Origin of the sequence: Hydrogenophaga sp. (genome assembly GCF_030656115.1) — a bacterium.
Classification (GTDB): domain Bacteria; phylum Pseudomonadota; class Gammaproteobacteria; order Burkholderiales; family Burkholderiaceae_C; genus Hydrogenophaga.
The window spans coordinates 25,776-50,228 of sequence record NZ_JAUSOO010000164.1 but is presented as its reverse complement, the minus strand read 5'-3'; the positions used below and the strand labels follow the sequence as shown (position 1 = coordinate 50,228).

Annotated in this window: 22 protein-coding genes and 2 pseudogenes; 20 read left to right on the top strand and 4 right to left on the bottom strand. The window is 65.8% G+C overall.

Going from position 1 to position 24,453, the window contains the following annotated elements; all coding sequences use genetic code 11:
* From Q7J58_RS21380 to Q7J58_RS21370, 3 genes and pseudogenes are all read left to right on the top strand, one after another.
* Window positions 1-184: pseudogene (locus tag Q7J58_RS21380) on the top strand (3-oxoadipyl-CoA thiolase); the annotation flags it as partial.
* A 23-nt stretch (window positions 185-207) separates the two neighbouring features.
* The gene (locus tag Q7J58_RS21375; RefSeq protein ID WP_304831925.1) at window positions 208-495 is read left to right on the top strand and encodes an acyl-CoA dehydrogenase family protein; all 288 of its coding nucleotides are present in this window, start codon (window positions 208-210) and stop codon (window positions 493-495) included.
* A 42-nt stretch (window positions 496-537) separates the two neighbouring features.
* Entirely contained in the window at window positions 538-1,338 is an 801-nt protein-coding gene (locus tag Q7J58_RS21370) for an acetoacetate decarboxylase family protein (protein ID WP_304831923.1), read from the top strand.
* Window positions 1,339-1,415: 77 nt separating this feature from the next.
* Here Q7J58_RS21370 and Q7J58_RS21365 read toward each other — a convergent pair whose 3' ends face one another.
* On the bottom strand, window positions 1,416-3,524 hold the full coding sequence (locus Q7J58_RS21365) for a cache domain-containing protein (RefSeq protein WP_304831921.1): 2,109 nt from the start codon (window positions 3,522-3,524) through the stop codon (window positions 1,416-1,418).
* A gap of 73 nt (window positions 3,525-3,597) precedes the next feature.
* Complete coding sequence (locus Q7J58_RS21360) at window positions 3,598-4,983, bottom strand: sigma-54 dependent transcriptional regulator (protein ID WP_304831920.1); 1,386 nt, start codon at window positions 4,981-4,983, stop codon at window positions 3,598-3,600.
* Window positions 4,984-5,472: 489 nt separating this feature from the next.
* Here Q7J58_RS21360 and Q7J58_RS21355 point away from each other — a divergent pair, with 489 nt between their 5' ends.
* The 11 genes from Q7J58_RS21355 (at window position 5,473) to Q7J58_RS21305 (ending at window position 16,797) form a co-directional block, all read left to right on the top strand.
* Window positions 5,473-5,700 (top strand): formate dehydrogenase, encoded by a 228-nt coding sequence (locus Q7J58_RS21355; protein ID WP_304831918.1) that lies wholly within the window; start codon window positions 5,473-5,475, stop codon window positions 5,698-5,700.
* A 17-nt stretch (window positions 5,701-5,717) separates the two neighbouring features.
* Complete coding sequence (locus Q7J58_RS21350; RefSeq protein WP_304831916.1) at window positions 5,718-8,684, top strand: formate dehydrogenase subunit alpha; 2,967 nt, start codon at window positions 5,718-5,720, stop codon at window positions 8,682-8,684.
* Between the two features lie 11 nt (window positions 8,685-8,695).
* Window positions 8,696-9,298, top strand: a complete 603-nt coding sequence (gene fdh3B / locus Q7J58_RS21345; RefSeq protein ID WP_304831914.1) for a formate dehydrogenase FDH3 subunit beta — start codon at window positions 8,696-8,698, stop codon at window positions 9,296-9,298.
* Window positions 9,295-9,543 (top strand): hypothetical protein, encoded by a 249-nt coding sequence (locus Q7J58_RS21340; RefSeq protein WP_304831912.1) that lies wholly within the window; start codon window positions 9,295-9,297, stop codon window positions 9,541-9,543. The genes fdh3B and Q7J58_RS21340 overlap by 4 nt, the downstream gene beginning before the upstream one ends.
* A gap of 12 nt (window positions 9,544-9,555) precedes the next feature.
* Window positions 9,556-10,779, top strand: a complete 1,224-nt coding sequence (locus Q7J58_RS21335) for a formate dehydrogenase subunit gamma (RefSeq protein WP_304831911.1) — start codon at window positions 9,556-9,558, stop codon at window positions 10,777-10,779.
* A 25-nt stretch (window positions 10,780-10,804) separates the two neighbouring features.
* A complete protein-coding gene (locus Q7J58_RS21330; RefSeq protein WP_304831910.1) occupies window positions 10,805-11,107 on the top strand; it encodes a hypothetical protein in 303 nt (100 codons plus the stop codon).
* Window positions 11,108-11,217: 110 nt separating this feature from the next.
* Window positions 11,218-12,084 carry a formate dehydrogenase accessory sulfurtransferase FdhD gene (locus Q7J58_RS21325; RefSeq protein WP_304831909.1) on the top strand — a complete coding sequence of 289 codons (867 nt, stop codon included), beginning with the start codon at window positions 11,218-11,220 and terminating at the stop codon, window positions 12,082-12,084.
* Window positions 12,085-12,242: 158 nt separating this feature from the next.
* Complete coding sequence (upp, locus tag Q7J58_RS21320; RefSeq protein ID WP_304831907.1) at window positions 12,243-12,875, top strand: uracil phosphoribosyltransferase; 633 nt, start codon at window positions 12,243-12,245, stop codon at window positions 12,873-12,875.
* A gap of 249 nt (window positions 12,876-13,124) precedes the next feature.
* Window positions 13,125-15,656, top strand: a complete 2,532-nt coding sequence (locus Q7J58_RS21315) for an FtsX-like permease family protein (RefSeq protein WP_304831906.1) — start codon at window positions 13,125-13,127, stop codon at window positions 15,654-15,656.
* A gap of 29 nt (window positions 15,657-15,685) precedes the next feature.
* A complete protein-coding gene (locus Q7J58_RS21310; RefSeq protein WP_304831904.1) occupies window positions 15,686-16,105 on the top strand; it encodes a group II truncated hemoglobin in 420 nt (139 codons plus the stop codon).
* A 71-nt stretch (window positions 16,106-16,176) separates the two neighbouring features.
* The gene (locus Q7J58_RS21305) at window positions 16,177-16,797 is read left to right on the top strand and encodes a queuosine precursor transporter (protein WP_304831902.1); all 621 of its coding nucleotides are present in this window, start codon (window positions 16,177-16,179) and stop codon (window positions 16,795-16,797) included.
* Window positions 16,798-16,834: 37 nt separating this feature from the next.
* On the opposite strand, the pseudogene Q7J58_RS21300 reads toward Q7J58_RS21305, so the two are convergent.
* Both Q7J58_RS21300 and radC read right to left on the bottom strand, forming a co-directional pair.
* A pseudogene (locus Q7J58_RS21300) lies at window positions 16,835-17,482 on the bottom strand (Smr/MutS family protein); the annotation flags it as partial.
* Window positions 17,483-17,507: 25 nt separating this feature from the next.
* Window positions 17,508-18,200, bottom strand: a complete 693-nt coding sequence (gene radC, locus Q7J58_RS21295) for a DNA repair protein RadC (RefSeq protein ID WP_304831900.1) — start codon at window positions 18,198-18,200, stop codon at window positions 17,508-17,510.
* A 119-nt stretch (window positions 18,201-18,319) separates the two neighbouring features.
* Here radC and Q7J58_RS21290 point away from each other — a divergent pair, with 119 nt between their 5' ends.
* The 6 genes from Q7J58_RS21290 to Q7J58_RS21265 all read left to right on the top strand — a co-directional run bounded on the left by Q7J58_RS21290 (window position 18,320) and on the right by Q7J58_RS21265 (window position 24,448).
* A complete protein-coding gene (locus Q7J58_RS21290) occupies window positions 18,320-18,766 on the top strand; it encodes an FKBP-type peptidyl-prolyl cis-trans isomerase (protein ID WP_304831899.1) in 447 nt (148 codons plus the stop codon).
* Window positions 18,766-19,767: a 4-hydroxy-3-methylbut-2-enyl diphosphate reductase gene (ispH, locus tag Q7J58_RS21285; protein WP_304831898.1), complete on the top strand. Its 1,002-nt coding sequence runs from the start codon at window positions 18,766-18,768 to the stop codon at window positions 19,765-19,767. The genes Q7J58_RS21290 and ispH overlap by 1 nt, the downstream gene beginning before the upstream one ends.
* Before the next feature lie 78 nt (window positions 19,768-19,845).
* A complete protein-coding gene (gene serS / locus Q7J58_RS21280) occupies window positions 19,846-21,168 on the top strand; it encodes a serine--tRNA ligase (protein ID WP_304831896.1) in 1,323 nt (440 codons plus the stop codon).
* A 176-nt stretch (window positions 21,169-21,344) separates the two neighbouring features.
* Window positions 21,345-22,448, top strand: coding sequence for a CaiB/BaiF CoA-transferase family protein (locus Q7J58_RS21275; RefSeq protein WP_304831894.1), 1,104 nt, complete (start codon window positions 21,345-21,347; stop codon window positions 22,446-22,448).
* A 33-nt stretch (window positions 22,449-22,481) separates the two neighbouring features.
* Window positions 22,482-23,630, top strand: coding sequence for an acyl-CoA dehydrogenase family protein (locus Q7J58_RS21270; protein ID WP_304831892.1), 1,149 nt, complete (start codon window positions 22,482-22,484; stop codon window positions 23,628-23,630).
* A 20-nt stretch (window positions 23,631-23,650) separates the two neighbouring features.
* Window positions 23,651-24,448 carry an enoyl-CoA hydratase-related protein gene (locus Q7J58_RS21265; protein WP_304831890.1) on the top strand — a complete coding sequence of 266 codons (798 nt, stop codon included), beginning with the start codon at window positions 23,651-23,653 and terminating at the stop codon, window positions 24,446-24,448.
* The last annotated feature ends 5 nt before the right edge of the window (window positions 24,449-24,453 follow it).

Below are 24,453 nucleotides of genomic sequence, written 5' to 3'. Positions count from 1 at the left end.
CGACGACGAGCGCGTGAACGCCTGGGGCGGCGCCATTGCGCTGGGCCACCCGCTGGGTGCCAGCGGTGCGCGCCTGGCCACCACGGCGGTCAACCGCCTGCACGCCACCGGCGGGCGCTACGCCTTGTGCACCATGTGCATCGGCGTGGGGCAGGGCATTGCGCTGATCATCGAGCGGGTTTAAGCGGTGTATAGGAGCGAATAAAAATGGCCATCGATCAAGAAACCTTCAATATTGTGCAAAGCACGGTGCATCGGTTCGTGATGGACCGACTGGTGCCGTCCGAAGATCAGGTTGAAGAGACGGATGAGGTTCCTGCTGACAATCGTTCAAGATATGAAAGCTGTTGGGTTGTTTGGGTTCTTCGTCATTCCGTGTGGAATTTGACAAACAAGGTGGAGAGGTTTTATCGAGAGGTTCGCTGGCTTCGGCTGTACAAGGGAACCCGTCAGATACAGCAGCGCTTGATCGGCCGGCAACTCATGAAAGACTGACTCATGACAGGGAACGCAGTCAAAACCAGAAAAATACACAGAATGCCCTACGGATTTGGGCCAACCCCTGGGCCCCGGCAAGGGCCGAACGGGGACGCTGTTGATGGGGCCCATACAGCTCAGAAGTTCACCGTTGCAACGGGTTTTCTGACAAAGGCGGAGCATCTTGCTCGTTTACTGCCCCCCGGATTTGTGCTGGCAGGAGAGCCTGTCGTCACCGTCGAGTTTCATGTCCTTTCTGGGCTGAACTGGCTTGCTGGACGTGGTTATTCCATGCTGCAAGTTCGCTTCCCCGCGAAGTTCCAAGGCGTCGCTGACGAGGTGACCGGCAGCTTTCTCCCAGTGCTTTGGGAAAACCTGGCGGATCCCATCTTGAGCGGTCGAGAAGAGTTGGGTTTTGCCAAGCTTTGGTGCGATTTGCCACCACCGCGGATTTACCAGAATCGAATCTCATGCATCGCTTCGTGGCTCTCCCATCAGTTTTTTGAGCTGGAAGTATGCGACCTCCAGGACGCTGACAACGAGGTCCCTGTGTACCCCGGGCTTGGAGTGGGCAAGAGTCAGGGTACTTTGCATTACAAATACATTCCGGACACCCAGAACTGGGGCTCTGCAGCTCTTGCCCACGCCTGTCTTTCCCCTTCGGGTACCCAGGTTCATGTTGAGCGCCTGCGGCTTGGGCATGGTCGCGTTCGTTTCCTTGAAACGAATTGGGAGCAAATGCCTACCCAGTTCCATATCGTTTCTGCGCTGGCCGCGTTGCCTCAGCTGGAGCGACGAGGGGCCTGGGTGCTGGAAACCAGCGGTGGGTCCGATCTTGCTGAGCAAAGAAAATTGAGTTGAACCTAGCAGCCTGTCGGACCTGTAGCGCACCCGCCCACAAGGTGGGCTTGCTTGTGGGCAAAATTCTCAGCATGCTTTCATCCCCCGGGCCGCCCGTCCCGCGTGTTCACCGCCGCGGGCGCTTGCGGCTCGGTCAGCAGCTTCACGGTAAAGGCCGCGCCGGGGCCGTCGCTGCGGTTGCTGGCTTCTAACCGGCCGCCGTAGCGCTCCAGCAGGCCTTGGCTGATCCACAGGCCCAGGCCGTTGCCGTCGTTTTTGGTGGTGAAAAACGGGCGGAACAGGCGCTCTTGCACGCCAGGGGCCAGGCCGGTGCCGCTGTCGAGCACGCAGAGCAGGGCGCCGGGCTTGGGCGTGTCGTCTTCCGAAAACACCCAGTCGCGCGTTTCCAGCCGCAACACCCCGCCTTGCGGCATGGCCTGCAAAGCGTTGATCAGCAGGTTGATGATGACCTGCTGCAGTTCCTGGCGGTTGAAGCCCACGCGCTGGGTCGCTTGCAGGCATCGCTGCACCTCAATGCGGGTTTGCGCCAGCAGGTGCGCCACCAGCACCAGGCAGTCGTCCACGGTGCGGTTCAGGTCCAGCGTTTCCACGTAGCCCGCGTATTCGGTGGGGCGGGCGTATTGCAGCAGTTGCGTGACGATCAGGCGCATGCGCTCCACTTGTTCGTCCAGCAGCCGCAGTTCGGCGCGCACCGGTTGGCTGTGCTCGCCCAGCGTTTCGCGGATCAGGTCCAGGTTGCCTTGCATCACGGCAATCGGGTTGTTGATTTCGTGGGCGATGCTGGCGGTGAGCTGACCGATGGCCGCGAGTTTTTCGCTTTTCACCAATTGCTGTTGCGCCAGTTGCAACGAGGCGTTGCTGGCTTCGAGTTCGCGGGTGCGTTCGGCCACTTTGTGGTCCAACTCCTCGCCCCAGCGTTGCAGGGTGCGGGTTTTGTCGTCGATCACGTCGAGCAACTGGTCCAGATGGGCGGCGAGCGCGCCGAGTTCGTCGCGGGCGGGCAGGGCGCCCACGCGGGCGTTGGACTGGCCGTCTTCCACCCGCTGCATGGTGCCGTTCATGCGTTCCACCGGCTGGAAAATGCTGCGCGCCCAACGCACCGAGAACCAGGCCGAGAGCGCCATGACGGCCAGGAATATGAGGCCCATGACGCCGATCATGGCCAACCGCACCAGCCGAAACGGCGACTCCAGATAGCCCACATACAGCATGCCAATGCGCTGTCCGGCGGCGTCCAGCAGCGGGTCGTAGGCCGACACGTACCAATCGTTCAACACAAAGGCGCGGTCCAGCCAGGTCTGGCCTTGCTCCAGCACGCGTTCGCGCACGGTTTGCGAGACGCGCGTGCCGATGGCGCGCTGGTCCTGGAACAGGCGCACGTTGGTGGTGATGCGCACATCGTCCAGAAACAGCGTGGCCGTGCCTTCGCTGCCAAAGGGCAGCGAGCCTTCGGGGTAGACGATGCGGTTGATGTGGTCAATAAAGTCCAGGTTCTGGTTCAGCAGCAGTCCCCCAGCCAGCAGAGCCACCACCTGCCCGGAGGCGTCGCGCACGGCTTGCATCGACACCACCACCATGGCCCGGTCTTCCTGGCGGCGGGTGTCGGGTGCCGCGTTGCGGGTGGACACCAGGGGAATGCGCAGGCGCGGCAGCAGCTGGGGCGCCATGCCGGCGATGCTGGCAGCGTCCAGCCGCATGAGCCGCGCGGCGCGCGCGGCACCGGCTTGCGTGGCTTCGGGGACCAGACCGCGCAGGTCGGCGGGCAGGGCGGCGTGTGGTGGAACACCGTCGGCGCTGGCCAGCACCCGGCCGTCGGTGCCGTAAATCAGCAAGAAGTCCAGCCGCAGTTCCTGGCGCGCTTCGTCCAGCCGCTGGCGCAGGGTGTCTTGCGCCGGGGTGGCTGGTGCGTTGCGGCCTGCCGTGGGCAGGGCGCCCAGCAAGCGCTGCGAGCCGGCCACCCCTCGGGTGCCGCTGCCCACTTCAATCAGCACCTGGTCAAAGTAGCCGCGCGCCACCGCCAGGTCGCTGCGCACTTTGGTGATGAGCAGCCGGTCGTAGGTGATGTGGCTCCACACCGCCATGGCCAGCACCAGCAGCGGAAACACCACCAGCAGCGGCAGCAGCGCCATGGCCAGCAGCTTGTTGCGCACCGACGCGGCCAGCCAGCGGGGCGTGTAGCGTTTCATGCCGTTGACCAACAACCGCCACCGGCTTGGCCGGGGCCCCCTTGGCAGGGTTGCGTACAGCGCGGCGGCGGTGTCACAGCCCAGCCCATTCGGCCACGCGGCGCTCCAGCGTGCGCCGTGACACGCCCAGCAGCAGCGCGGCCCGGGTTTTGTCACCCTGCACCGATTCCAGCACCGACAAAATGTGCTGCTTTTCCAGTGTGTGCAGGTCGGTGGGTTTGGTGTTCGCCTGGGGGCTGCGCTGTGCACCGCCGCCGGGGTAGAGCGCCGACACGTTGACGGCGCCCAGAATCAGCGAGCGTTCAATCAGGTTGCGCAGCTCGCGCACATTGCCCGGCCAGTCGTATTGCTGCAAGTAGTCCATCTCTGGTGCGCTGATCTGCAGCGGTTCGACGCCCAGCGAGGGAGCCAGCTGGGCCATGAAGTGCGCCACCAGTTCGGCAATGTCTTCTTTGTGCTCGCGCAACGGCGGCAGGCTCAGGTCCACCACCTGCAGGCGAAAGTACAGGTCTTTGCGGAAGCGGCCCGCGCTCACCTCGTCGGCCAGGCGGCGGTTGGTGGCGGCCATGATGCGCAGGTTCACCGGCATCAGTTGCTCACTGCCGACCGGGCGGATTTTCAGGTCTTCAATGGCGCGCAGCAGCGTGGCCTGAATGGGCAGCGGCAGCTCGGCGATTTCGTCCAGAAACAGCGTGCCGCCTTGCGCGTAATGGAACAGGCCATCGCGCGCCCGCGTGGCGCCGGTGAAGGCGCCTTTGGCGTGGCCAAACAACTCGCTTTCAATCAGCTCGGGCGACACCGCTGCGCAGTTCACCGGCACAAACGGGCCGGTGGCGCGGGCGCTCTGGGCGTGCAGTTCGCGCGCGACCAGTTCTTTGCCGGTGCCCGACTCGCCCTGCAGCAGCACCGTGCTGTTGACCAGTGCGACCCGCCCGATGGACCCGCGCAGCTGCTGCATGACCGGCGACGAACCCACCAGCGACAGGCCGCGCCCCACCGGGCAGGCCGCGGCGCGGCGCAGCACAAAGTTTTCTCGCCTCAGGCGCGAGCGTTCAAAGCAGTGTTTGATGGCGTTCAGAATCTGCGGCACCCGAAACGGCTTCAGGATGAAGTCGGAGGCGCCCGCGCGCAGCGCCTCGATGGCGGTATCGAGGTCGGCAAACGCGGTGATCAGAATCACCTCGCCACTGAACCCCTGCTCGCGCAGTTCTTTGAGCCAGGCCACGCCGTTTTTGCCGGGCAGCGAAATGTCCAGGATCACCAGGTCCACATGGTGCGTCCGCAGCCATTGCGCCCCTTCTTCGGCACTGGCCGCGCTCATCACGAATTGGCAGCGCGGCGCCAGCGTTTTCACCAGAAAGTTGAGCATGCCTTGCTCATCGTCCACGATCAGGATCGACCAGTCGGGCCAGCCTTCGAGGGGTTTTTCGGGGGAAGAGGGAGAAAAGGTGGGTTCCACCCGGCGGCATTCTACGGACGAAGCCTACAAAATCACTTGGGTATTGCCGCAATTCCGACACGTTCGGCGGTTTTTGCCGGGTGCGACAAACCGCGCAGGTTGCGACAAGTTGTCGCAACCTGGGCGCCCGGATGGGGCTGAACCACGGGGGGTCGAGCGCCAGTGCCAGGCTTGTCCCGCAACACCATCGGCATGCACACGGGGCTGTGCCCCTGCCCGTGGGTGAGTGCACGATTTTGGTGCTTCGATCATGGTCTGAGTTGCATAAGTCGGTGCTTATGGCACGCTTCTGGCTATGAAAAACGCAGCGCGCCCAGCCGCGCCGCCGCCAGCGCGCTGCGCAGGCGGGCCATTGGTACAAACCCCCATCCCTGCCGCCCGGCACGCCTTGCACTGAGTCGGTGCGGCGGTTAGATTTGCCGTATGCAAAAAGCCCATAGGCGCCGCCGTTTGGCGCGCGAAGGGTGTTTGTTCAACCAGGAGACACGCATGCGCAAGCCCCTTTCCGAGCCGACCGAAGGCCGCACCCGCCTGAGCCGCCGCACCTTGTTTGCCGGTGCCAGCACCGTGGGCGCACTGGCCGCCGCCGCCGTTCTCATCCCCCGTGCGACAACCGAAGAAGCGGCCGCTGTGGCGCCGCGCCCGAAGCCCGAAAAAGGCGGTGGCTACAGCCTGTCGGACCACGTCAAGCAGTACTACAAAACCACCCTGATCTGAGCAGGCAGGAGACCCCCATGTTGCTGACCAAAAAAACGTCTGGCACCGGCGCCACCAGCGCCCGCGCCCACACCTCCTTTGTCCACAGCCTGCAGCGCGGCCTGTCTGCGGCCCTGCCCACCATGGACCGCCGCGGCTTTCTGCGCCGCTCGGGTCTGGGTGTGGGCGTTGGCCTGGCCGCCACCCAGTTGACGCTGGTGAAAAAAGCCAAGGCCGCCACCGGTGGTTCCATCGACGGCACCGGCAAGATCGAAGTCAAGCGCACCGTGTGCACCCACTGCTCGGTGGGCTGTGCCACCGACGCCATCGTCGAAAACGGCGTCTGGGTGCGCCAGGAGCCGGTGTTCGACTCGCCCATCAACCTGGGTGCGCATTGCGCCAAGGGTGCTGCCCTGCGCGAACACGGCCACGGTGAATACCGCCTGCGCTACCCCATGAAGCTGGTCAACGGCAAGTACCAGCGCATCAGCTGGGACACCGCGCTGACCGAGATCACCGCCAAAATGAAGGAGCTGCGCGAGGCCAGCGGCCCCGATTCGGTGTACTTCGTCGGCTCCTCCAAGCACAACAACGAGCAGGCCTACCTGCTGCGCAAGTTCGTGAGCTTCTGGGGCACCAACAACTGCGACCACCAGGCGCGCATCTGCCACTCCACCACGGTGGCCGGCGTGGCGAACACCTGGGGTTACGGGGCAATGACCAACTCGTACAACGACATGCAGAACAGCAAGTGCGCGTTGTACATCGGCTCGAACGCGGCAGAAGCACACCCGGTGTCCATGCTGCACATGCTGCACGCCAAGGAAAACGGCTGCAAGATGATCGTGGTCGATCCGCGCTTCACGCGCACGGCCGCCAAGGCCGACGAATACGTGCGCATCCGCTCCGGCACCGACATCCCCTTCCTGTTTGGTCTGCTGCACCACATCTTCAAGAACGGCTGGGATGACAAGCAGTACGTGAACGACCGTGTTTACGGCATGGACAAGGTGCGTGAAGACGTGCTGGCCAAGTGGACGCCCGACAAGGTGGAAGAAGCCTGCGGCGTGCCCGAAGCGCAAATGTTCAAAGTGGCGAAGATGCTGGCCGAAGCCAAGCCCGCCACCATCGTGTGGTGCATGGGCCAGACGCAGCACACCATTGGCAACGCCATGGTGCGCGCCTCGTGCATCTTGCAGCTGGCGCTGGGCAACATCGGCAAGAGCGGTGGTGGCACCAACATCTTCCGCGGCCACGACAACGTGCAGGGCGCCACCGACGTGGGCCCCAACCCCGACTCGCTGCCCGGTTACTACGGCCTGGCCGCCGGTTCGTGGAAGCACTTTGCCAAGGTCTGGGGCGTGGAATACGACTGGATCAAGGCCCAGTACGCCGACGGCATGATGGAAAAGCCCGGCATCACCGTGTCGCGCTGGATCGACGGTGTGCTGGAGAACAACGAACTCATCGACCAGGATCCGAACCTGCGCGGCGTGTTCTTCTGGGGCCACGCGCCCAACTCGCAGACCCGCGGTCTGGAGATGAAGCGGGCCATGGACAAGCTCGACCTGCTGGTGGTGGTGGACCCGTACCCCTCGGCCACCGCGTCGATGGCGGCCATGCCCGGCAAGCCGGAAGACCAGAACCCCAACCGCGCGGTGTACCTGCTGCCGGCGGCCACGCAGTTTGAAACCAGTGGTTCCTGCACCGCGTCGAACCGCTCCATTCAGTGGCGCGAGAAGGTCATCGAGCCGCTGTGGGAGAGCCGCAGCGACCACATGATCATGCACCAGTTCGCCGAAAAACTGGGCTTTGCGGCCGAGCTGTCGAAGAACTACAAGATGCAGAAGGTCAAGGGCCTGGACGAGCCCGTGCCCGAGGACATCCTGCGCGAAATCAACGCCTCGGTCTGGACCATTGGTTACACCGGCCAGACGCCTGAGCGCCTGAAGGCCCACATGCGCAACATGGACGCCTTTGATGTGAAGACGCTCAAGTGCAAGGGCAAGGTGGTGGACAAGGACACCGGCTACGACATGAGCGGTGACTATTTTGGCCTGCCCTGGCCGTGCTACGGCACCGCCGCCATCAAGCACCCTGGCTCGCCCAACCTGTACGACACCTCCAAGCACGTCATGGAAGGCGGCGGCAACTTCCGCGCCAACTTCGGCGTGGAGCGCGAGGGTGCCACCCTGTTGGCCGAAGACGGCTCGCACTCGGTGGGCGCCGAAATCACCACCGGTTACCCCGAGTTTGATCACGTGTTGTTGAAGAAACTCGGCTGGTGGGACGACCTCACCGACGCCGAGAAAACCGCCGCCGAGGGCAAGAACTGGAAGACCGACCTGTCGGGCGGCATTCAGCGCGTGACCATGGCGCACGGTTGCCACCCGTTTGGCAACGCCAAGGCCCGCGCCGTGGTGTGGAACTTCCCCGACGCGATTCCGCAGCACCGCGAGCCGATTTACGGCACGCGCCCCGATCTGGTGGCCAAGTACCCCAGCCACGACGACCAGAAGACCCGCTGGCGCCTGCCGGTGCTCTACAAGTCGCTGCAGCAGAAGAACGTGGACGACAAGGTCTACGAGAAATTCCCGCTGATCATGACCTCTGGCCGTCTGGTGGAGTACGAGGGCGGCGGCGAGGAAACCCGCTCCAACCCTTGGCTGGCCGAGTTGCAGCAAGAGATGTTTGTCGAGCTCAACCCGAAAGCAGCGGCCGAGCGCGGCATTCGCAACGGCGAGCGCGTGTGGGTGAGCAGCCCCACCGGCGCACGCATCAACGTGCAGGCCCTGGTGACCGAGCGCGTGGCGCCCGACACCGTGTTCCTGCCGTTCCACTTCTCGGGCCGCTGGCAAGGGGAAGACATGAAGCCCTACTACCCGGACGGCGCCATGCCGGTGGTGCGTGGCGAGGCGGTCAACACCGCCACCACCTATGGTTACGACATCGTGACCATGATGCAGGAAACCAAGACCACGGTCTGTAACGTAGAACGCGCTTGAGGAGCGGACACATGGCACGAATGAAATTTATCTGCGACGCTGAGCGTTGCATCGAATGCAACGGCTGCGTCACCGCTTGCAAAAACGAACACGAAGTCCCGTGGGGCGTGAATCGCCGGCGCGTGGTCACCCTCAACGACGGCGTGCCGGGCGAAAAATCCATCTCGGTGGCCTGCATGCACTGCAGCGATGCACCCTGCATGGCGGTCTGCCCGGTCAACTGCTTCTACCGCACCGACGAGGGCGTGGTGCTGCACGACAAGGATGTCTGCATCGGTTGCGGCTACTGCTCGTACGCCTGCCCGTTTGGAGCGCCGCAGTTCCCGTCGCAAGGCACCTTCGGCGTGCGCGGCAAGATGGACAAGTGCACCTTCTGCGCCGGTGGCCCCGAGGCCCACGGCAGCCAGGACGAGTTCGAGAAATACGGCCGCAACCGCCTGGCCGAGGGCAAGCTGCCCGCTTGCGCCGAAATGTGCTCGACCAAGGCCCTGCTCGCTGGCGACGGCGACGTGGTGGCCGACATTTTCCGCAGCCGCGTGCTGCGCCGCGGCAAAGGTGCCGAAGTCTGGGGCTGGGGCACCGCCTACGGCACGGCACAAGGAGCGAAATCATGATCCAGCGCACCCTGACCATCGCTGCCCTGGCGGCAGCTGCCATGACGCTGTCGGCCTGCGGCGACCAGCCGCAGGAACTCAGCGGCTCGGGCGTCAAGCAGGACGGCGCGCCCTACACCGGCGTGGGCTCCAGCCAGTACGCCCAGGGCGGCTGGAAAGCGGGCGATCGCAACAGCTGGGAGCAGCAGTTGAAGACCCGTGCCCAGTACGGTCAAAACGACTACACCCGCATGACCAACCAATAAAGGGAGCGCCTCATGCAATGGTTCCCGAATTCCATGATCGGCCGTCTCACGGCCCTGCGCACGTGGGCACCCGTGTTGCTGGCACTCAGCAGCACCTGGGCCAGCGCACAAGCCCTCAAGGTGGAGTCTGTGCCCGACGACCCGGCACCGCCTGCGGCGGTGGCCGCGCCGGCCGAGACGGGCGGTATTCGCAGTGCCAACATCTTTGAGATTGCACCCGACGCCAGCACCGACCCGAATTACGCCAGCCAGACCAACGCCGAACGCAAGCAGGTGCAGCCCGGCAACAACGCGCCCCTGTGGCGCGATGTGGGCAAAGGCGTGACCGGCTACAGCAGCTTGCCGTACGCTGAATCGGGCAACCTGATTCAGGGTTTTGTGCAGTACCCCGGCTCGCGCCTGACCAACGCCGGTGAAGCCTGGCGGCAGGTGCGCAATCACTGGCTGATCCCCTATGGCGGATCGTTGCTGATCATCGTCGCGGTGGCCATTGGCCTGTTTTACAAGGCCAAGGGCACCATCCCGCTGCACGGCAAGGAAACCGGCCGCGTGATCGAGCGTTTCACCTATGTGGAGCGCGCCGCCCACTGGGTCAACGCCATTGCCTTCGTGGTGCTGGCCGTGTCCGGCATCGTCATGGCGTTCGGCAAGTTCTTTTTGCTGCCCGTCATCGGCACCACGCTGTTTGGCTGGCTCGCCTACGCGCTCAAGAACGCGCACAACTTCGTCGGGCCGCTGTTTGCCGTGTCGCTGGTGGTGGTCATCATCACCTTTGCCCGGGACAACCTGCCGAGCAAGGAAGACATCACCTGGCTGCTCAAGGGTGGTGGTCTGTTCGGCGGACACGAGGTGCCTTCGCACCGCTTCAACGCCGGTGAAAAGGTGCTGTTCTGGACCGGCGTGTTCCTGTTTGGTCTGCTGGTGGTGGGGTCGGGCGTGTTCCTGGACAAGATCGTTCCAGCGGTCGAGTACACCCGCGCCAACATGCAGGTGGCGCACATGATCCATGCCGCTTCAGCGGTGTTGATGATGGCCATGTTCATGGGCCACATCTACATGGGCACCCTGGGCATGGACGGCGCCTACAAGGCCATGAAGACCGGTTATGTGGACGAAACCTGGGCCAAGGAACACCACGAGCTGTGGTACGACGACATCAAGGCCGGCAAGATTCCTGCCCAGCGCAGCGCCAACAACCCGGCCAGTTCCGTCGCCAACCAGCCCGTCAAGGTCTGAACGCCACCCTTCGCCAAGGACGATCATGAAACGCCTGCTTATTTGTACCTCTCTGTTGCTGGCTTTTGCCGCCCACGCCAAGCTGCCCGCGCCCGTGTTGACCGACGAAGCCAAGGCCAAGGCCGCAGAAGCCAAAGCGAAAACCGCCTGGGCCGGCAAGGTGGACAGCTACAAGCTGTGTCTTTCCATGGACCGTGCAGCGGGCCACTACTTCAAGACCGCAGCTGCCACGGGCAAGTCGGTGAAGCCTGCTTTGGCGGGTGCTCCGGCCTGCGCCGATCCGGGACCCTTCACCTACGTGGCCCCCGTGGAGACCGCGGCCAAGTGATCCGCGTGAAGCGTTGACTTTGACGCGTGCAGGTCAGAAAGGGCCGCGCCTTCGGGTGCCGGCCCTTTGACTTTGAATGTCCAGCCTTCGATTTTTTTGTAACCGTCCTTATGCCATTGCCCCAACTCACCCAGGCCCGCGCGCCGCTGACCCGCGAAGTGGAGGTCATGAACCAGCTGGGTGAACGCGAGTCGATCTCGATCCCCGCCGAGCGCGACCTCACCGTGTACGTGGACAAGCGCGAGCTGGTGACGTTGATGACCCTGGGCGCCCAGCCTGAGTGGCTGGTGTTGGGCTACTTGCTGAACCAGCGACTGATTGCCTCGGTGGACGACATCGAGTCCATCACCGTGGACTGGGACGTGGGTGCGGCTTCGGTCAAGACGCGCCACGGCATTGACCGCATCGAAGAACGCACCGCCAAGCGCGTGGTCACCACCGGCTGTGGTCAGGGCAGCGTGTTTGGCAACCTGATGGACGAGGTGGACAGCATCCGCTTGCCCGACGCGGCGGTGCTGCGGCAGTCGCAGCTGTACGGCATGTTGCATGCGATCCGTCTGAAGGAAAGCACCTACAAATCGGCCGGTTCGGTGCACGCCTGCGCCTTGTTTCGCGGCGATGCCTTGCTGCTGTTTGTGGAAGACGTGGGCCGCCACAACGCGGTGGACACCATTGCCGGCTGGATGGCGCTGCAGCAGCGGCCCGTGGCTGAGCGGGTGGACCATGTTTTCTACACCACCGGGCGGCTCACCAGCGAGATGGTGATCAAGTCGGCGCAAATGGGTGTGGCGGTGGTCGTGTCGCGCAGCGGCATCACGCAGATGGGGCTCGAAGTGGCCCAGCGCGTGGGCTTGTGCGCCGTGGGCCGGGCCACCAACAAGCGCTTTCTGTGTTACTCGCATGCCCAGCGTTTGGTGCTCGATGCCGTGCCGTCCGCCACACCGGCCGCCGCTGCACTGGACCACAGCGCGGCTTGAGCGCGCCTGCTGCGGGTGGGGTGCCGCACCCAGCGCCGCTGGGTGGCGAGTTGGCCCGGGTTCGGGCATAAACTTCACACGACCTCCTTTTGAGCGCCAACCGTGCACGGGCTGTGCCTGCCGGTGGCGTTTGTCCTACCGTTTCTTGAAAGCCACCCATGAGCCGAGAACTGCATGTCATCAACCATCCGCTGGTGCAACACAAGCTGACGCTGATGCGCCGCAAAGACACCAGCACCAAGGGCTTTCGCGAGCTGGCGCACGAAATCAGCATCTTGCTGGCCTATGAGCTGACGCGCGACATGCCGATGCAGGAGATTGAGATTGAGACGCCGCTGGAAAAGATGAGCTCGCGCATCATCGACGGCAAAAAGGTGGTGCTGGCGTCCATTTTGCGGGCGGGCAACGGTTTTCTGGACGGCATGCTGCAGGTGCTGCCCGCCGCGCGCGTGGGCCACATTGGCCTGTACCGCGACCCGGTCACGCTCAAGGCGGTGGAGTACTACTTCAAGATGCCCAGCGGCATGGAAGAGCGCGACGTGATCGTGCTCGACCCGATGCTGGCCACCGGCAACTCGGCGGTGGCGGCGGTGGACCGGCTCAAGCAGACGAACCCGCGCTCGATCCGCTTTGTGTGTCTGGTGTCGTGCCCCGAGGGCATCCAGAACTTCCACGACCACCACCCCGATGTGCCGATCTACACCCCGGCGGTGGACCGTGGCCTGAACGAGCACGGCTACATCGTGCCGGGGCTGGGCGACGCGGGCGACCGGATTTTTGGAACCAAATGAGCCCACCCCCGTCGCTGGCTCACTGCGTGTAGCCAGCTCCGCCCCTCAAGGGGCAACGCGTGCGGATCGGCGGAGCCGAACCCGCCGCGTTCTGGGTTTTGAGGCATCTCGCGCCGGATGTGTAGCCGGGCTACCAAGTCAAGCTGAGAACCGTTGGCCGAGCGGGCCTGGGCTGCATTTTCAGGTCGCTTGCTGCGGGAATGTTCGCCAGCGCTGATGGCGCTGCCGCCGATGCGTTAAGGTTGCCGCATGGACCATTCACCCCCTTCCTTTGTTCAATTGGGCTGGCGCTCGCTGTGGCGCGACTGGCGCGCGGGCGAGCTGCGGCTGTTGGTGCTGGCGGTGACGCTGGCGGTGGCGGCTTTGACGGCGGTGGGGTTTTTCGCCGACCGGCTGCAAAACGGTCTGGCGCGGGACGCCCGGGCGCTGATCGGTGGCGATGCCGTCATCAGCAGCGACAACCTGCCGCCCGCCAGCATCGAGCAGCAGGCGCTGGCGCTGGGCTTGCAAACCATCCAGACGCTGGGTTTCCCCACCATGGGCCGAGCGCCCGACGAAGCCGGTGGCGCTGCGCGGCTGGTGGCCTTGAAGGCGGTGGGCGAGGGCTATCCGCTGCGCGGCACGCTGCGGGTGGCGCCCACGCCGCAAGCCGCCGACGAGGCCACGCGCGACATTCCGGCACCCGGCACCGCCTGGGTGGACGCCGCCTTGCTGGTGGCGCTGGACCTGCAAATGGGCCAGCCGCTGCTGCTGGGGGACGCGTCATTCACCTTGGCGCGTGTGATCGTGGTCGAGCCCGACCGGGGCGCCGGTTTCATGAGCTTTGCGCCGCGCGTCATGATCAACAGCGCCGACCTGCCGGCCACCGGCCTGGTGCAACCGGCCAGCCGCCTGACCTACCGGCTGGCGGTGGCGGGGCCGGACGCGGCGGTGAAGCGCTTTGTGCAGTGGGCCGAAGCCGAGGTTGAAAAACCCGGCGTGCGTGGGCTGCGGCTGGAGTCGCTGGAGGGCGGACGCCCCGAAATGCAGCAAACCCTGGCCCGGGCCGAGAAATTCCTGAACCTGGTGGCCCTGCTGGCCGCCCTCTTGTGTGCGGTGGCTGTGGCCATTGCCGCGCGTGGTTTTGCCCAGCGGCATCTGGACGACTGCGCCATGCTGCGCGTGCTGGGCCTGTCGCAAGCCACCATGGCGCGCGCCTACACGCTGGAGTTTGCGCTGGTGGGGTTGATGGCCAGCGCGGTCGGCGTGGCGCTGGGTTACGGCGTGCACCATGCGTTCGTGCTGTTGCTGGCGGGGCTGGTCGATGCGGCCTTGCCCGCGCCCAGCCTGAACCCGGTGTTTCTGGGCCTGGGCATGGGTCTCACGCTGATGATGGCCTTTGGCCTGCCGCCGGTGTTGCAGCTGGCGCAGGTGCCGCCGCTGCGCGTGATCCGGCGCGACGTGGGCCAGCTCAAGCCCGCCACGCTGGCGGTGCTGGGGCTGGGCGTGGCCGGTTTTGCGCTGCTGTTGCTGGCGGCCAGCCGCGACCTGCTGCTCGGCGGCATTGCGGTGGGCGGCTTTGCGGCGGCGGTGCTGCTGTTTGCGGCGGTCAGTTACGCGGCGGTGCGCCTGCTGCGCGCCAGCGTGAACGAAGCCACTGCGCCCCGCGCACTGGTCATGGCCACGCGCCAACTGTCGGCCCGGCCCGCGTTTGCGGTGGTGCAAATCAGTGCGCTGGCGGTGGGCCTGCTGGCGCTGGTGCTGCTGGTGCTGCTGCGCACCGACCTGATTGCCAGCTGGCGCAACGCCACGCCGCCCGACGCGCCCAACCGCTTCGTCATCAACGTCCAGCCCGAGCAGGGCGAAGCCTTTCAGCAGGCGCTGCGCCAGGCCGGGGTGGCGCGTTACGACTGGTACCCCATGATCCGCGGCCGCCTGGTGCGCATCAACGGCGAGCCGGTGAACCCCGAGAGCTTTGTGGGCGACCGCGCCCAGCGGCTGGTGGACCGCGAGTTCAACCTCTCCAACACCGCCACGCTGCCACCCCACAACCCGGTGGTGGCCGGGCGCTGGACCGACAACGAAGCCGACGGCCTGAGCGTGGAAGAGGGTCTGGCCGAAACGCTGGGCCTCAAACTCGGCGACCGGCTGGGTTTTGACATCGCCGGGCAGGTGAGCGAGGGCACCATCACCAGCCTGCGCAAGGTGGACTGGGGTTCCATGCGGGTCAATTTCTTCGTCGTGTTTCCCGTGGCCGAGGTGCCCAATGTGCCCGTGACCTACATCAGCGCCTACCAAGCGCCCACGGACAACGTGCAATTTGACAACGCGCTGGTGCGGCAGTTTCCCAACATCACCAACGTGGACATGAGCCAGACCATTGCCCAGGTGCAGCGCGTGCTGGGGCAGGTGATTGGCGCGGTGGAATTTTTGTTTGCCTTCACCCTGGCCGCCGGGCTGGTGGTGCTGGTGGCGGCCATCACCGCCACGCGCGGCGAGCGCGAACGCGAGTTCGCCATTCTGCGGGCGGTGGGCGCGGGCTCGGCCCTGCTGCGCCAGGTGCAGCGCATCGAACTGCTGGGCGTGGGCCTGCTGGCCGGTTTTCTGGCTTCGGTGGTGGCGGTGATCGTGGGCTGGGCCTTGGCCCGCTTCGTGTTTGAGTTCGCCTGGACCGCCTCGCTCTGGGTGCCTGTGGCCGGCAGCCTGGCGGGCGCGCTGCTGGCGCTGGCGGCGGGCTGGTGGGGTTTGCGCAGCGTGTTGCGCACGCCGGTGGTGGAAACGCTGCGCAAGGCGTCGGCCTGAAGCCAACCGCACCGCGCGACAATACCGCCATGCCCACGCCCCCCACCGAATCAACCCCCGCACCCGCCGCGCCAGCCACCCCGTTTGAATGGATCGGCGGCGAAGCGCGCGTTCGCGCGCTGGTGGACCGCTTTTACGACCTGATGGACATCGAAACCGGTTACCGCGAGCTGCGTGTGGCCCACGGCAACACGCTGGACGATGCGCGGCAAAAACTGTTCTGGTTTTTGTGCGGCTGGCTGGGCGGCCCCCAGCACTACACCGAGCGTTTTGGCCACCCGCGCTTGCGCATGCGCCACATGCCGTTTTCCATCGGCATTCTGGAGCGCGACCAGTGGCTGGCCTGCATGCACCAGGCCATGGCTGAAACCGGGGTGGACCCGGTGCTGCGCGAGCGCCTGAACACCAGCTTTTTCCAGACCGCTGACTGGATGCGCAACACGCCTTGAGGGGGCTCCGTCTGGCCGCTGATGGGCCTTTTTTAGCCTTGGGTCTTGCACCCACTGTCACACCGCTTTTTATGATCATCCTGCTCCCTGGCATTCTGGCCATGGCCGCCATCGTGCTGGCCTCCAACATCTTGGTGCAGTTCCTGTTCGGCTCCTGGCTGACCTGGGGCGCCTTCACCTACCCGCTGGCTTTTTTGGTGACCGACTTGGTCAACCACGCCCACGGCCCCAAGGCGGCGCGCACCGTGGTGCTGATCGGTTTTGTCGTGGGCCTGCTGTGCTCCTTGGTGGGCAGCCAAATCGTGGGCGAGGCCGGTCCGCTGGTCACGCTGCGCATTGCGCTGGCCTCGGGCGTGGCGTTCCTGGTGGCGCAGTTGCTCGATGTGTCGATTTTTCACCGCCTGCGCGCAGGCAGTTGGTGGCGTGCGCCACTGGTGTCCACGCTGGTGGGCGCTTCGGTGGACACGGCGCTGTTCTTCTCGCTGGCGTTTTCGTCTGCCTGGCTGTGGCTGGAGCCCAGCAACGACGTGGCCTGGGCCAACGAAGTCTTGCCCATGTTGGGCCTGGGGCCGTTGGCACCGCTGTGGGTGTCGCTGGCCGCTGCCGACTGGATGGTCAAGCTCTCGCTGGCGCTGCTGGCGCTGGTGCCGTTTCGTCTGCTGGCGCAGCGCCTGCGCGTTCAAGTGGGTTGACAGCCGCCGCTCCGGCCACACGCGGTGGCAGGTGTGCTTGGCGCACCGGCTGCAGCAACACCACCAGCGCCCCGGCGCCGCCCTCGGCCGGGCGGGCTTGCACAAACGCCATCACCTCCGACTTTTGCACCAGCCAGCGCAGCACGCGGCCCTTGAGCACCGGCGCGCGTCCCGGCGAACCCAGCCCCTTGCCGTGTACCACGCGCACGCAGCGCACACCCAACTGGTGCGACTCGCGCACAAAGCCGCCCAGCGCCTCGCGTGCTTCGTCGATGCGCAGGCCGTGCAGGTCGATCTGGCGCTGAATGCTCCAGCGGCCTTCGCGCAGCTTGCGCACCACGTCCGCGCCCAGACCGGGCCGGCGGTAGCTCAGCAGGTCGTCGGTGTGCAGCAGGGTTTCCACGTCAAAGTCGTCGGACAGCGCTTCGCGCATCACCGACGCCTCGTCGCGCAGACGCTGCACCGGCAGCGGCGCCACCGGCACGGGGCGTGGCGCAATGCGCCCGCTGCAGGCAAGGGGTTGCACCGGCCCCACCGCCAGTTCAAACAAGCGGTGTTCGCGCTCCCGCTGCAACTGGGCCGCACGCGCTGCCTCGCGCTCGGCCGCTTCCTGGGCGGCGCGCGCAGCCATCGCACGCTGCAGCGTTTTGAGGTCGGCCAAGGCATGCACTTTCATGCGCGGCATTGTCGCGCAGCCCAGCGTTCCAAGCTCAGATCAGGCCCATTTCGGCCATCGACGCGGCCTGCTCCCGGGTCACGATGAAGTGGTCCAGCACCCGCACGTCCACCAGCGACAGCGCCGCCTTCAGGGTCTGGGTCAGGGCCTCATCGGCGCGCGACGGCTGGGCCGTGCCGCTGGGGTGGTTGTGCGCCAGCACCACGGCCGCGGCGTGGTGGTGCAGGGCGCGCAACACCACCTCGCGCGGGTACACGCTGGTCTGCGTCAGCGTGCCGCGAAACAGCTCTTCCAGCTCAATCAGCCGGTTCTGGCTGTCCAGAAACATCACCGCAAACACCTCGTGCGCCCGGGCCCCCAGCTGCAGTTGCAGGTACTCGCGCACCGCCTTGGGGCTGTCAAACAGCGGTTTGAGTTTCAGTTCTTGCGCCAGCGCACGCCGCGCCAGTTCCAGCACCGCCACCACCTCGGCGCGTTTGGCCGGCCCCAGGCCTTTGATGATCTTCAGGGCTTCAGCCCCGGTGTGCAGCAGGCCGCCCACGCCACCAAAGCGGTCCAGCAGTTCCTGCGCCAGTTGCACCACGTGTTTGCCCGGTATGCCGGTGCGCAGCAGCAGCGCCAGCAATTCGGCGTCGCTGAGCGCGCCGGGGCCTCGAATCAGCAGTTTTTCGCGCGGACGCGCGTCGCTGGGCAGGCTCTTCAGCCCGGTCGTCGAAAGGCCATTCATCGTTTTTTCTCCCTGAATCAGCCTGCTTTTTACAATAGGGGCCGATTTCTGTCGCGCTTTATCGGTGCCCTGGGTGGCGCTGGAGCGGCGATGCCCTGAATCCTCCACATTGGTTCCCCATGTCCCACGTCCAAGAAGGCTCTTTTCTCACCCTGCACTACCGCATGTCGGGGCCCGGAGGGCAGGTCATCATCGACACGTTTGATGGCCAGCCCGCCACGCTCAGCCTGGGCTCCGGGCAGCTCTCGCCCGCCATCGAGCAGCGCCTGATCGGCCTGGAAGAGGGCAGCCGGCATGAGATTGAGCTTGAGGACGGCGAAGCCTTTGGCGAGCGCCAGCCCGAGATGGTGCAGTGGGTGGCACGCCGGCTGCTCAACGAACTGGGCGACCCGCACGAACAGTACGTGGCGGGCGACGTGGTGCAGTTCCCCACGCCCGACGGCCTGGGCAGCTACGCCGGCTCCGTGGTGGAGGTGCGCGAAGACGGCGCGGTGCTGTTCGACTTCAACCACCCGCTGGCCGGCCAGCCGGTGCGGTTTGAAGTGCAACTGATCGGGGTGCTGTGATGAGCGATGTACCCAACGCCGTGTCGGGCGAAACCCTGGGCGTCGAAATTGTGCTGGCCGAGCCACGCGGTTTTTGTGCCGGTGTCGATCGGGCCATTGAAATCGTCGAACGCGCGCTGGCCAAGTTTGGCCGGCCCATTTATGTGCGCCACGAAATCGTGCACAACACCTACGTGGTCAACGACCTGAAGGCCAAGGGTGCCATCTTCATCGAGGAACTGTCGGATGTACCGCCCGGTGCCACCCTGGTGTTTTCGGCCCACGGCGTGAGCAAAGCGGTGCAGCAAGAAGCGCAGCAGCGCGGGTTTCACGTGTTCGATGCCACCTGCCCACTGGTCACCAAGGTGCATGTGGAAGTGGCCAAGCTGCACCGCGAAGGCTTTGAATTCATCATGATCGGCCACAAGGGCCACCCCGAGGTGGAGGGCACCATGGGCCAGCTCGACAGCGGCATCCACCTGGTGGAAGACGCGGCCGATGTGGCGCGTGTGGTGCCCGCGCAAGAGGCCAAGCTGGCGGTGGTCACGCAGACCACGCTGTCGGTGGACGACGCGGCGGTGATTCTGGCGGCGGTGAAAGCGCGTTTTCCGCAGGTGCGCGAGCCCAAGCAGCAAGACATTTGCTACGCCACACAAAACCGGCAAGACGCCGTCAAGCTGCTCAGCCCGCAGGTGGACATCGTCGTCGTGGTCGGCAGCCCCACCAGCTCCAACAGCAACCGCCTGCGCGAAGTGGCCATCAAACTCGGCACCCCCAGCCACATGGTGGACAGCGCCGACGAGTTGCGCCCCGAATGGTTTGAGGGCAAAACCCGCGTCGGCCTGACCGCCGGCGCCTCGGCCCCTGAAATTCTGGTGCGCCAGGTGATCGACCGCATCAAGGCGCTGGGGGCCATTTCGGTGCGCACCATGGACGGACTGACCGAGACCGTCAAGTTCCCGCTGCCCAAGGGCCTCAAGATCGACGGCGAAGAGGGTGCCGCGCTCGAACACCTGCGTTAGACGCCTCCCCCCGCGCCGCTTGCGCGGCATCCTGGGGTGGAGGCGGGGATGCACCACCCCCAAAACTACAATGCCACCATGCTAGACATCGTTCAACTCAGAAAAGACCTCGACGCCGTGATTGCCCGGCTTGAGACCCGCAAACAACCCCAGGCCTTTCTGGATGTGACCGCCTTTCGCGCGCTGGAGGCCGAGCGCAAAACGCTGCAGACCCGCACCGAAGCGCTGCAAAGCCAGCGCAACAGCCTGTCCAAGCAGATCGGCATGTTCAAAGGCAAGGGCCAACACGCCGAGGCCGACGCGGTGATGGCCCAGGTGGGCGAGATCAAAACCGAGCTGGAAACGTCGGCTGCGCGCTTGGACGTGCTGCAAGCCGAGTTGCAAAGCCTGTTGCTGGCCGTGCCCAACCTGCCGCACGAAAGCGTGCCCGTGGGCGCGGGCGAAGAGGGCAACGTGGAAGTGCGCCGCTGGGGCAGCCCGCGCGCCTTTGACTTTCCGGTGCGCGACCATGTGGACTTGGGTGAAACATTGGGCCTGGACTTCGACACCGGCGCCAAACTGGCCGGTTCGCGTTTCACCTTCATGCGCGGCCCCATTGCCCGCCTGCACCGTGCGCTGGCCCAGTTCATGCTGGACGTGCAAACCCAGGAGCACGGCTACACCGAGTGCTACACGCCCTACATCGTCAACGCCGACACCCTGCGCGGCACCGGGCAACTGCCCAAATTTGAGGCCGACCTGTTCGCCGTCAAAAAAGGCGGGCAAGACGGCGAAGCCGTGCCCGACACCCAGGCGCTGTATTTGATTCCCACGTCCGAAGTCACCCTGACCAACGTGGTGCGCGACACGGTGCTGGCCGAGGCCGACCTGCCCATCCAGATGACCGCGCACACCCCGTGCTTCCGCTCCGAAGCCGGCAGCGCGGGGCGCGACACGCGCGGCATGATCCGCCAGCACCAGTTCGACAAGGTGGAAATGGTGCAGATCGTGCACCCGGACACCAGTTACGAAGCGCTGGAAGCCATGACCGGCCACGCCGAAGCGGTGCTGCAAAAACTCGGCCTGCCCTACCGGGTGATGAGCCTGTGCACCGGCGACATGGGTTTTGGCGCCAGCAAAACCTACGACCTGGAAGTCTGGGTGCCCGCCCAGGGCACCTACCGCGAGATCAGCTCGGTGTCCAACTGCGAAGCCTTTCAGGCCCGCCGCCTGCAGGCCCGCTTCAAAAACGCCCAGGGCAAAAACGAGCTGGTGCACACCCTCAACGGCTCGGGCCTGGCGGTGGGCCGCGCCCTCGTGGCGGTGCTGGAAAACCACCAGAACGCCGACGGCAGCATCACCGTGCCCGAAGCGCTGCGGCCCTACATGGGCGGGCTGGAGCGCCTGACACCGGCCGCCTGATCCGCCTGGCCTGTACCGGCCACGCACCCCAGCAAAAAGCCCCGCATTGCGGGGCTTTTTGCTGGGCAAAACATACCTGGGCCCGAAGTTCGTCCGTTTCGACGATGCCAAGCCGTGCCACCCTGCGCACCATCGATGCCATCGTGCACCGATGTGTGCACCGCAAGGAGCACACCATGTCGGGGCCGTTGAAGGGATTGCGCGTTGTTGAAATGGCCGGTATCGGACCCGGTCCGTTTTGTGCCATGGTGCTGGCCGATCTCGGCGCCGAGGTGGTTCGGGTGGCGCGTCCGGGGGCGGTCCCCGACCCGCACGATGTGCTCGCGCGCAGCCGCACCGTGCTGCCGCTCGACCTGCGCGACCCGGTTTCGGTGCAGCAGGTGCTGGACCTGGTGGCGCACGCCGACGCCCTGATCGAGGGTTACCGGCCGGGCGTCATGGAGCGCCTGGGCCTGGGGCCCGATGTGTGCCTGGCGCGCCAGCCCAAGCTCATTTATGGCCGCATGACCGGCTGGGGCCAGCACGGGCCGCTGTCGCACGCGGCGGGTCACGACATCAACTACATCGCCATCAGCGGCGCGCTGCACGCCATCGGGCGCTCGGGTGCGGCACCCGTGCCGCCGCTGAACTACGTGGGCGACTTCGGCGGTGGCGCCATGCTGCTGGCGGTGGGTGTGCTCAGCGCCTTGTTCGAGGCGGGGCGCTCCGGCCGTGGCCAGGTGGTGGACGCCGCCATGACCGACGGTGCCGCGCTCATGTCGGCCATGATGTACGGCATGAAGGCCGCCGGGCAGTGGAGCAACCAGCGCGGCGAGAACCTGCTCGACGGTGGCGCGTTTTTCTACGACACCTACGCCTGCGCCGACGGCCGCTTTGTGGCCGTGGGCGCGATCGAACCCCAGTTCTACGCGCTGCTGCGCGAGCGCTGCGGCATTGCCGACGACCCGGCCTTCAATGCCCAACGGGACCGCGCCGCCTGGCCGCTGCTCAAGCTGCGACTGGCCGAGGTGTTCCGCACCCGCACGCGCGATGCGTGGTGCGCGCTGCTGGAAGGCAGCGACGCCTGCTTTGCCCCGGTGCTCGACTGGGACGAAGCCCCCGGGCACGCGCACAACCAGGCGCGCCAGACGTTTTGCACGCTCGACGGCGTGGTGCAGCCCGCGCCCGCGCCGCGTTTTGCACGCACACCCGCAGCGGCGCCCATTCGCAGCACCACCGCCACCGCCGACGAGGTGCTGGCGCGCTGGGCCCCAGCCGCGTCGAAGGCCGCCACGGCCTGAGCTTTCCCCCACCCTTTCACACAGAGAAGCCCCATGGCCCTGACATTTCGCCGCTCCTGGAGCGATCCCGACCTGGACCAGTACCGCGACACCGTGGTGCGTTTCATCGAAGAACACATGTTGCCCGGCGACGAGGCCGCGCGCCACCGCGGCCATGTGGGCCACGACCTGTGGCGCCAGGCGGGCCAGACCGGTTTGCTGTGCACCGACATCCCCGAACCATGGGGCGGCGCCGGTGGCGACTTCCGCCACGAGGCGGTGTTCTACGAAGAAATGGCGCGGCGCAGCCTCACCGGCCTGAATGCGTCGGTGCACACCATCGTGGCGCACTACCTGCTCAACCACGGCACCGACGCGCAGCGCCAGCGCTACCTGCCGCGCCTGGCCAGCGGCGAATGCGTGGGCGCAATCGCCATGACCGAGCCCGGCACCGGCTCCGACCTGCAGGGCATCCGCACCCGCGCCGAGCGTTCGGGCGCGGGCTACGTCATCCACGGCTCCAAGACCTTCATTTCCAACGGTTTTCTGGCGGGCCTGGTGCTGGTGGTGGCCAAGACCGACCCGACCCAAGGCGCGCGTGGCCTCTCCATCTTCATCGTGGACACCGCCGATTGCCCCGGCTACCACGTGGGCCGCGTGCTCGACAAGATGGGCCTGAAGGCGCAGGACACCTCCGAGCTGTTTTTTGACGGCGTGGCCGTGGGCCCCGAGCAGTTGCTGGGCGGGCGCGAAGGGCAGGGCTTCTTTCAGCTCATGGCCGACCTGCCCTACGAGCGCCTGATCATCGGCGTGACCGCGCTCGCCGCCATGGAAGGCGCCTACCAGGCCACGCTGGACTACGTGCGCGAGCGCAAGGCCTTTGGTCAGCCGATTGCCGACTTCCAGAACACCCGCTTCAAGTTGGCCGAAATCGCCACCGAGATCACGGTGGGCCGCGCCTTCATCGACCGCTGCGTGGAGGACCTGGTGGCCGGCCGGCTCGACACCGCCACCGCCTCCATGGCCAAGCTCTGGGGCTCGGAAGCGCAGGGCCGGGTGGTGGACGCCTGCGTGCAGCTGTTCGGCGGCTACGGCTACATGAACGAATACCTGGTGGCCCGCATGTACACCGACGCGCGCATCCAGCGCATCTACGGCGGCACCAGCGAGATCATGAAAGAAGTGATTGCGCGCGCCCTCTGAGTTCAGCCCACGGAGACACCATGTCAGAAGACAACATCTTGCAGATTGAGGAAGCCGGCGGCATCGCGCGCGTCACGCTCAACCGCCCGCACCGGCTCAACGCCCTCAACCCCGCGCTGGCCACCGCGCTGCGAACCTATTTCCAGGGTCTGCAGCGCCGGCTGGCCGTGCGCGTGGTGATTCTGCAGGCCGCGGGTGCGCAGTTCTGCGCCGGGCTCGACCTGAAGGAGCAGGAACCCGGCGAAGACATCGGCACTGAAGCCATGATGGCCGTGCAGCACAGCATCCGCGACATCATGATCGCCATGCGGCGCTGCCCGCAGCCGGTCATCGGTGTCATCCAGGGCGCGGCCAGCGGCGGCGGTTTTGCGCTGGCGCTGGCCTGCGACGTGCGCCTGGCCACGCCCGACGCGCGCCTGAACGCCAGCTTCATCCGCATCGGTCTGACCGGTTGCGACATGGGCGTGAGCTACTTTCTGCCGCGCATGGTGGGCAGCTCGGTGGCGGCCGAATACCTGCTCACTGGGCGCTTCATGAACGCGCAGCGTGCGCTCGCCCTGGGCCTGTTCAGCCAGGTCGCACCGCTGGCCGATCTGCAACGGGAAGCGCAGTCGCTGGCCGACGACATGCTGCGCAACACGCCGCTGGGCCTGCGCCTGACCAAGGAAGGCCTGGGCCACGCCATCGACGCCGGCAGCCTGGACGCCGTGATCGCCCTGGAAGACCGCCAGCAGGTGCTGTGCAGCCAGAGCGGCGACTTCCGCGAAGGCCTGGCCGCCTTTCTGGAGAAGCGCACACCCCAGTACCGCAACACCTGACCACC

Coding starts and splice junctions, on each gene's coding strand:
- Q7J58_RS21375 (WP_304831925.1), top strand. CDS start 208: ATGGCCATCGATCAAGAAACCTTCAATATTGTGCAAAGCACGGTGCAT.
- Q7J58_RS21370 (WP_304831923.1), top strand. CDS start 538: ATGCCCTACGGATTTGGGCCAACCCCTGGGCCCCGGCAAGGGCCGAAC.
- Q7J58_RS21365 (WP_304831921.1), bottom strand. CDS start 3,524: ATGAAACGCTACACGCCCCGCTGGCTGGCCGCGTCGGTGCGCAACAAG.
- Q7J58_RS21355 (WP_304831918.1), top strand. CDS start 5,473: ATGCGCAAGCCCCTTTCCGAGCCGACCGAAGGCCGCACCCGCCTGAGC.
- Q7J58_RS21350 (WP_304831916.1), top strand. CDS start 5,718: ATGTTGCTGACCAAAAAAACGTCTGGCACCGGCGCCACCAGCGCCCGC.
- fdh3B (WP_304831914.1), top strand. CDS start 8,696: ATGGCACGAATGAAATTTATCTGCGACGCTGAGCGTTGCATCGAATGC.
- Q7J58_RS21340 (WP_304831912.1), top strand. CDS start 9,295: ATGATCCAGCGCACCCTGACCATCGCTGCCCTGGCGGCAGCTGCCATG.
- Q7J58_RS21335 (WP_304831911.1), top strand. CDS start 9,556: ATGCAATGGTTCCCGAATTCCATGATCGGCCGTCTCACGGCCCTGCGC.
- Q7J58_RS21330 (WP_304831910.1), top strand. CDS start 10,805: ATGAAACGCCTGCTTATTTGTACCTCTCTGTTGCTGGCTTTTGCCGCC.
- Q7J58_RS21325 (WP_304831909.1), top strand. CDS start 11,218: ATGCCATTGCCCCAACTCACCCAGGCCCGCGCGCCGCTGACCCGCGAA.
- upp (WP_304831907.1), top strand. CDS start 12,243: ATGAGCCGAGAACTGCATGTCATCAACCATCCGCTGGTGCAACACAAG.
- Q7J58_RS21315 (WP_304831906.1), top strand. CDS start 13,125: ATGGACCATTCACCCCCTTCCTTTGTTCAATTGGGCTGGCGCTCGCTG.
- Q7J58_RS21310 (WP_304831904.1), top strand. CDS start 15,686: ATGCCCACGCCCCCCACCGAATCAACCCCCGCACCCGCCGCGCCAGCC.
- Q7J58_RS21305 (WP_304831902.1), top strand. CDS start 16,177: ATGATCATCCTGCTCCCTGGCATTCTGGCCATGGCCGCCATCGTGCTG.
- radC (WP_304831900.1), bottom strand. CDS start 18,200: ATGAATGGCCTTTCGACGACCGGGCTGAAGAGCCTGCCCAGCGACGCG.
- Q7J58_RS21290 (WP_304831899.1), top strand. CDS start 18,320: ATGTCCCACGTCCAAGAAGGCTCTTTTCTCACCCTGCACTACCGCATG.
- ispH (WP_304831898.1), top strand. CDS start 18,766: ATGAGCGATGTACCCAACGCCGTGTCGGGCGAAACCCTGGGCGTCGAA.
- serS (WP_304831896.1), top strand. CDS start 19,846: ATGCTAGACATCGTTCAACTCAGAAAAGACCTCGACGCCGTGATTGCC.
- Q7J58_RS21275 (WP_304831894.1), top strand. CDS start 21,345: ATGTCGGGGCCGTTGAAGGGATTGCGCGTTGTTGAAATGGCCGGTATC.
- Q7J58_RS21270 (WP_304831892.1), top strand. CDS start 22,482: ATGGCCCTGACATTTCGCCGCTCCTGGAGCGATCCCGACCTGGACCAG.
- Q7J58_RS21265 (WP_304831890.1), top strand. CDS start 23,651: ATGTCAGAAGACAACATCTTGCAGATTGAGGAAGCCGGCGGCATCGCG.